Origin of the sequence: Pseudomonas sp. GM60 (genome assembly GCF_000282415.1) — a bacterium.
GTDB classification, from domain to species: Bacteria; Pseudomonadota; Gammaproteobacteria; order Pseudomonadales; family Pseudomonadaceae; genus Aquipseudomonas; species Aquipseudomonas migulae.
Genome location: NZ_AKJI01000084.1, coordinates 37253 through 44171, shown reverse-complemented (window position 1 = coordinate 44171; position 6919 = coordinate 37253). Strand labels below are relative to the sequence as shown.

At 60.3% G+C, this 6919-nt stretch carries 4 protein-coding genes; 2 read left to right on the top strand and 2 right to left on the bottom strand.

Going from position 1 to position 6919, the window contains the following annotated elements:
* Positions 1–215: 215 nt before the first annotated feature.
* Positions 216–440, bottom strand: a complete 225-nt coding sequence (locus tag PMI32_RS08925) for a hypothetical protein (protein WP_008031832.1) — start codon at positions 438–440, stop codon at positions 216–218.
* A 997-nt stretch (positions 441–1437) separates the two neighbouring features.
* On the opposite strand from PMI32_RS08925, the gene PMI32_RS0128990 reads away from it, so the two are divergent.
* Both PMI32_RS0128990 and PMI32_RS08930 read left to right on the top strand, forming a co-directional pair.
* Complete coding sequence (locus PMI32_RS0128990; RefSeq protein ID WP_032828947.1) at positions 1438–1761, top strand: SEL1-like repeat protein; 324 nt, start codon at positions 1438–1440, stop codon at positions 1759–1761.
* A 175-nt stretch (positions 1762–1936) separates the two neighbouring features.
* Positions 1937–3301 carry a DNA recombination protein RmuC gene (locus PMI32_RS08930; protein WP_177318191.1) on the top strand — a complete coding sequence of 455 codons (1365 nt, stop codon included), beginning with the start codon at positions 1937–1939 and terminating at the stop codon, positions 3299–3301.
* A 130-nt stretch (positions 3302–3431) separates the two neighbouring features.
* On the opposite strand, the gene PMI32_RS08935 is transcribed toward PMI32_RS08930, so the two are convergent.
* A complete protein-coding gene (locus PMI32_RS08935; protein ID WP_008031826.1) occupies positions 3432–6902 on the bottom strand; it encodes a hybrid sensor histidine kinase/response regulator in 3471 nt (1156 codons plus the stop codon).
* Positions 6903–6919 lie beyond the last annotated feature (17 nt).

Genomic DNA, 6919 nt, shown 5'->3' with positions numbered 1-6919 from the left:
CACCGAACGAAAGGGGCAAGAGCCCTTGGTTACTTGGGGCTTTTCCAAGTGACTCGCTGTAAGAGCGAAACCAATAGCCGCCGATACCGAAGAGCCGGATATGTACACCTAGCCCAGTCCCAAACGCCCAGAAACGGCCGCACACGAAACAACAGGCAATAAAAAGCCCCGCTTTTCAAGGCGAGGCTTTTGAGGTTTTCAGCGTTTCTGGCGTCTCAGGCAACCAGTGCCTGACGGGTACGCTCGATCACGGCCTGCAGCGGCTCGGCGCTGGAGTATTGATCGGGGTACAGGCGTTCGCTGTGACGAGCGATGCCGTGTTCGTTGACCAGAGTGAAACTGAAGCAGCCTTTGCGAGCGGCCATGATCAGGCAGTTCATTGGTGCAAAAGCGTTGGTTAGGGTGCGAATGGCATCCTGGGTGTGGATTTGAGTAGTCATTAATGGGTGTTCCTACAAGCGACACGGATAAGAACCGTGCAAAATTAAAACGTTCCAGTGACGACGACCACCATTGGTCGAACGAAGAACCCGACTGGAACAAAGCAGCCAGTTTGAAGCGCTGATTAAGTTGGCGCGCTTGGGCTGGCAGGTAGGTACTTAGGAGGGCAGGCAACACATCAAGGGCAAAGGTTCTGGGCCCGGGGTGAAGATCCTGATCAATTTGCAGGCTGGTTCGGTCAGAGTAAGTGAGCTTCGCAACACCCTTTGCTTTCGATTCAAAGGCTGTGTTGGCGCAAGGTTTACCTGGAAACCATCGAGGTGGTCGATCCCGCTTGTTCGGTTGAGGCTTCCTTTGGGAAGGCTGACCGGGAGGATTTGTTCGACCAGAATTGACTTTCAGCTTGGTACTAACGCCGCGGATACTAACGGATTGAATTGCAGAAAGGAAGTATGTTAGTCAAAAACATCTCCCGGATGCCGCCATTCGTGTGCGGACTGGCGCTTGCCCACAGCCAGAGAGCGCCGGTTTCGCCCCGTAATGGCACAGATTCCGACCATCGGTCGTCGACGTTCGTCGGTTCGAAACCGGTCTGGATCATGGGTTCGCCAGGGTTTATCCCCAAGTCAGGTGAGAAAATGCGCCGAAAAAGCGCATGGATATAACTGCCTCGAAGGTACTTGTGCACATAAGTTGCGCGGACTGTCACCCCACTGTCATCTGCCCTTCAAACGTAGTGGGTGCCTGTAACCAAAATTTAAGTCAATGAAAAACATCGGTTTTTTTTACTGGTGAAAAAATCGTCAGTTTGACTGCGAGCCCCATTCCACAGGGCTTTGCGAGAGTTCAAGGGCGGTTGTCCACTGAGTTATCCACAGCTTCTGTGGATTGTCCCGAGCGCTTGCTCTAGGACGGGCGTGCCGGGTTTTTTTAGGCTTTACCTGTAAGAAAAAAAGAGTAGAGTGGCGCGCCTTCCGATCTGCCCCACAGTGCTTTATGAAGTTTCGCTCAGTACCCGCTTCCGCAACCTCGACACCTACCAGCGTCACCCCACACAAGCGCTTTTCGATGCGTGTGGCCGAATGGCTGCTGGACAGCCCGCGCCTGGGCGAAAACCACAACGTCAAACATTTCGCCGGGCGTTTGCTCAAGCAGCCGGCGCGTGAAGGCGTGGTGGCCGCGCAGAGCCGTCTCGGTCAGTTGATGTGCCGCGAATGCGGGAATGCCCGGGACCGCCGTATCGGCCAGGACCTCTTGCGTCAGGCCGCGCGGGCCGGGGATCGGCGCGCTCAACAGGAACTCGGTCTGATCGAAGACTGAGCTGTCCAAGACCTGACACCTTGGTTAACCTTCAAGCTTTATCGAACGGGCAGGATTGGCTATGGCGATGGACTTGACCAGCATATTGCTCGGTCTGGCGGGTGCTGCACTGCCGTTGCTGGCATTGACCTGGCAACTTCAGCGCCGTGCGAGCACCTCGCAGTCAGAGGTTGCACTGCTGGAAGAGCGTCTGGCCATGGCCAACCTGGCACAGGATGGGTTGAATGCCCAGCTCGAAGCTGCTCGCGACGAAATCGCTGACCTGGGGCAGGCCAACGCCGCCAAGCAGGCAGACCTCGCCGCCTTGCGCCGTGAAGTCGAACTGCTGCAGATCGAACGTGATGACGCCCGCGACGCCGCTCATGCCTGGAACATTGAGCGCGCCGGCAAAGACGTTGAGTTGCGTCGCCTGGACGCTCAAGCCGCCTCGCTGAACGCTGAGCTGCGTGAGCAACAGGAAAGCCATCAGCAGCGTCTCAGTGACCTGCAAGGCTCGAGGGACGAGCTACGTGCCCAGTTCGCCGAGCTGGCCGGCAAGATCTTCGACGAGCGCGAGCAGCGCTTCGCCGAAACCAGTCAGCAGCGTTTGGGGCAGTTGCTCGATCCGTTGAAAGAGCGCATCCAGTCGTTTGAAAAACGCGTCGAGGAAAGCTATCAGGCCGAGGCGCGCGAACGTTTTTCGCTGGCCAAGGAGCTGGAGCGTCTGCAACAGCTGAACCTGCGCCTGAGCGACGAAGCGACCAACCTGACCCGCGCCTTGAAAGGGCAGAAGACCCAGGGTAACTGGGGTGAGCTGATTCTCGAACGGGTGCTTGAGCACGCAGGCTTGGAGAAGGGGCGCGAGTACCAGACCCAGGTCAATCTCAAGGGCCCGGACGGCGAGCGGTTCCAGCCGGACGTGATCATTTATCTGCCGGGCGACAAGCAGGTGGTGGTCGACTCCAAGGTCAGCCTGACGGCCTATCAGCAATACGTGGCGGCCGAAGACGATGCCATCGGCCAGATCGCCATCAAGCAGCACGTGCTGTCGCTGCGCAACCACGTCAAAGGTCTGGCCGGCAAGGATTACAAACGGCTCGACGGTTTGCACAGCCTGGATTTCGTCTTGCTGTTCGTGCCCATCGAAGCGGCGTTTTCCGCGGCGTTGCAGGCGGAGCCTACGCTGTTTCAGGAAGCATTCGACCGCAACATCGTGATCGTCAGCCCGACCACGTTGCTGGCCACCTTGCGTGTCATCGACAGCCTGTGGAAGCAGGAACGGCAGAGTCAGAACGCCCGGGAAATTGCCGAGCGGGCAGGGTGGCTGTACGACAAGTTCGTGTTGTTCATTCAGGACCTGGATGAAGTCGGCAATCGCTTGCAGCAACTGGACAAGGCCTACAGCTCGGCGCGCAACAAGCTGACCGAAGGCCGTGGCAACCTGGTCAGCCGCAGCGAGCAGCTCAAGTTACTCGGCGCGCGGGCCAGCAAGAGTCTGCCAGCGGACCTGTTGGAGCGGGCGATGACGGATGTCGATGGCCTGGTCGAGTTACCCGAGTAACCTCAAAAGCATCGCCGGAACGCCGCCCGCAGCAAGCCAGCTCCTACAGTAAACCGCGTTCTCAACTGTAGGAGCCGGCTTGCCGGCGATGGCGTCCTTTGAAACACCACATCACTAAAAACCTGCCGATCTACAACGGCAAATGCCGACTCAACAACGCCCGCAACGCCGCCGGTTTCACCGGTTTGGCCAGGTAATCCAGTCCCGCCGCATGCACCTGCGCCACCGTCTCGGGGTGCCCATCGGCGCTGATCACCACGCCGGGCACCGGCTCACCCAAACGGGTGCGCAGCCACGCCATCAACTCGGTCCCGGTCTCGCCGTCGTCGAGGTGATAATCCACCAGCGCCAATTGCGGACGTACGCCATCGCTGAGCAACGCCGCGCATTCGTCGCGATTGCGCGCCGTCCAGACCTGACAACCCCAGCGGGTCAGCAAACTGTTCATGCCTATAAGGATGCTGTCCTCGTTGTCGATGCACAGCACCTGCGCACCGCTCAGGAGTTTGCCGTTGAGTTCGGTGACGTTGGCCGGCGCCGCGATTTGCGCCTGAGCCAACGGCACGCTGACGCTGAACACGCTGCCGCGCCCCGGCCAGGAACGCACTTGCAAGGTGTGGCCCAGAACGCGACACAGCCCGTCAGCAATCGCCAGGCCCAGGCCCAGGCCTTTCTCGGCACGGGTCTGGTGGCTGTCGAGGCGTTTGAATTCCTCGAAAATCACTTTCAGTTTGTCTTCCGGGATCCCCGGACCACGGTCCCAGACCTCCAGGCACAGTTCACCCTTGTGCCGACGAACCCCCAACAGCACTGGCCCCTTGGCGTAGCGAAAGGCGTTGGTCAGGAAGTTCTGCAAGATCCGTCGCAACAGTTTGATGTCACTGTCGACCCGCAGCGTACTGCCGCGAACGCGGAATTTGAGCCCCTGATCCCGGGCCAGTGCCTTGAATTCCGCGCCAAGAATATCGAACAGCTCATTGAGCACGAACGGTTTCGGCTCCGGGTTGATCTTGCCGTTTTCCAGGCGGGAAATGTCCAGCAAATCGCTGATCAGGTCTTCGGCCGAGCGCAGTGATGAATCCAGGTGATGAACCAGTTTCTGCGCTTCGCTGGACAAGCCATCGTCCTGATGGGACAGGGCTGCAGAAAACAGTCGGGCGGCGTTCAGCGGTTGCATCAGGTCGTGGCTGACCGCCGCGAGAAAGCGGGTCTTCGACTGGTTGGCCGACTCGGCGGTGCCCTTGGCTTCGGTCAGGGCCACGTTGAGTTGCGACAACTCGTGGGTGCGCTCGGTGACCCGTCGCTCCAGGCCTTCGTTGGCTTCGGTCAGCGCCTGTTCGGCCTCGCGGAACGCGGTGATGTCGGTGAAGCTCATGACGAAACCGCCGCCCGGCATCGGGTTGCCGATCAGCTCGATCACACGGCCATTGGGGAAAAGTCTTTCAGAGGTGTGGGCACGGCCCTGACGCATCCAGTGCAATCGGCGTGCGACGTGCACTTCAGCTTCACCCGGCCCGCACAGACCACGCTCGGCGTTGTAGCGAATGATGTCGGCAATCGGCCGGCCGACGCTGATCAAGCCATCCGGGTAATTGAACAGTTCCAGATAACGCCGGTTCCACGCCACCAGCCGCAGCGACTGGTCGACCACGCTGATGCCCTGGGTGATGTTCTCGATCGCGCCTTGTAGCAAGGCACGGTTGAATTGCAGCACTTCCGAGGCTTCGTCGGCGATGCGCACGACGTCCTCAAGTTGCATTTCCCGACCTTCGATGGCGGCTTTTACCACCGCTCGCGTTGAAGACGCACCCAGTACACCGGCCAGCAAACGTTCGGTATGGGCGATCCACTCGCTGTCGGCGTTCTGGTTGGGGTTGAAGCCTTTGCCCTGGCGATAGGCGAAACGGATAAAACTCTGACGGGCGCGTTCTTCACCGACAAACCGTGCCGCGAGTTGCAGCAGATCTTCGATTTGTACCGCCAGCATTGAACGTGCGCTGGGGCGGGCACTGATTTCCTGGCCGATGAAACGCCCGGCCTGCCAGTGCTCCGAAACCCGCGTGCGCGACAGCACCGACACCCAGGCAAACAGCGTGAAGTTGGCCGCCAGCGACAACACCACGCCTTGGGTCAGCGGGGTGAGCGGCAGGTTCAGCGGATTGCTGTGCAACCACGCCAGCCCGGGGAACGTGCTCAACGACACGCCGAGGCTGTGCGCGGCAATCGGCAGGATCAGCGTGTAAAACCACAGGAACGTACCGGCGGCGAGGCCGGCGAACACGCCACGGCGGTTGGCCTGTTTCCAGTACAGCGCGCCAAGCATGGCCGGGGCCAGTTGGGTCACGGCGGCAAAGGCGATCTGGCCGATGGTCGCCAGGCTCGCGGTCGAGCCCAGCAGTCGATAGCTGACGTACGCCAGCAGCAAAATCACCACGATGCTGACGCGGCGCACCGACAGCATCCACTGGCGGAACACTTCGAACGGCCGCTCGGCGTTGTTGCGACGCAGCAGCCACGGCAGCAGCATGTCATTGGAGACCATGGTCGACAGCGCCACGCTGGCAACAATCACCATGCCGGTCGCCGCCGAAGCACCGCCGATAAAGGCCAGCATCGCCAGTGCGGGATGGGCCTGGGCCAGTGGCAGGCTGATCACAAAGGAATCCGGCAACACTGAACTTGGCAGCAGCATCTGGCCGGCCAGTGCGATCGGCACGACAAACAATGCCGCCAGCGCCAGATACGCCGGAAACACCCATTTGGCCAGGCGCAAATCCTGCGGGTCGATGTTTTCCACCACGGTCACGTGGAACTGCCGGGGCAGGCAGATGATCGCCATCATCGCCACGCCGGTCTGCACCACCATCGATGGCCAGTTGATGGTTTCCTTCCAGTAGGCTTCGAGGCGTGGGGCGAGCATGGCCTGGTCGAAGAGGTCGTCGAAACCGTCGTACAGGCCGTAGGTCACGAACGCACCCACCGCGAGAAACGCGAACAGCTTGACCAGGGACTCGAACGCAATCGCCAGCACCATGCCGCGGTGGTGTTCGGTGGCATCGAGGTTGCGCGTACCGAAGACGATGGTAAACAGCGCCAGCACCAGCGACACAATCAGCGCCGTGTCCTGGGCGCGGGTGCCCATGGCGTCGGCACCGGCACCGATCAACAGGTTTACCCCGAGCACGATGCCTTTGAGTTGCAGCGCAATGTAGGGCAGCACGCCGACCAGGCAGATCAGCGCCACGACAATCGCCAGTGACTGGGATTTGCCGTAGCGGGCGGCGATGAAGTCGGCAATGGAGGTGATGTTCTCCTGCTTGCTGATCATCACCATTTTTTGCAGGACCCACGGCGCGCAGACCAACAGCAGGATCGGCCCAAGGTAGATCGGCAGGAACGACCAGAGTTGTTCGGCGGCCTGGCCGACGGCACCGAAGAACGTCCAACTGGTGCAATAGACCGCCAGCGACAGGCTGTACACCCAGGCGCGCACTCGCGGCGGCAGCGGCGCGCTGCGACGGTCACCGTAGAAGGCGATGGCGAACATGATGGCCATATAGGCCAGGGCGACGGCGGCGATCAGCCCGCTGGACAGCGACATGGAAACTCCAGACAAAT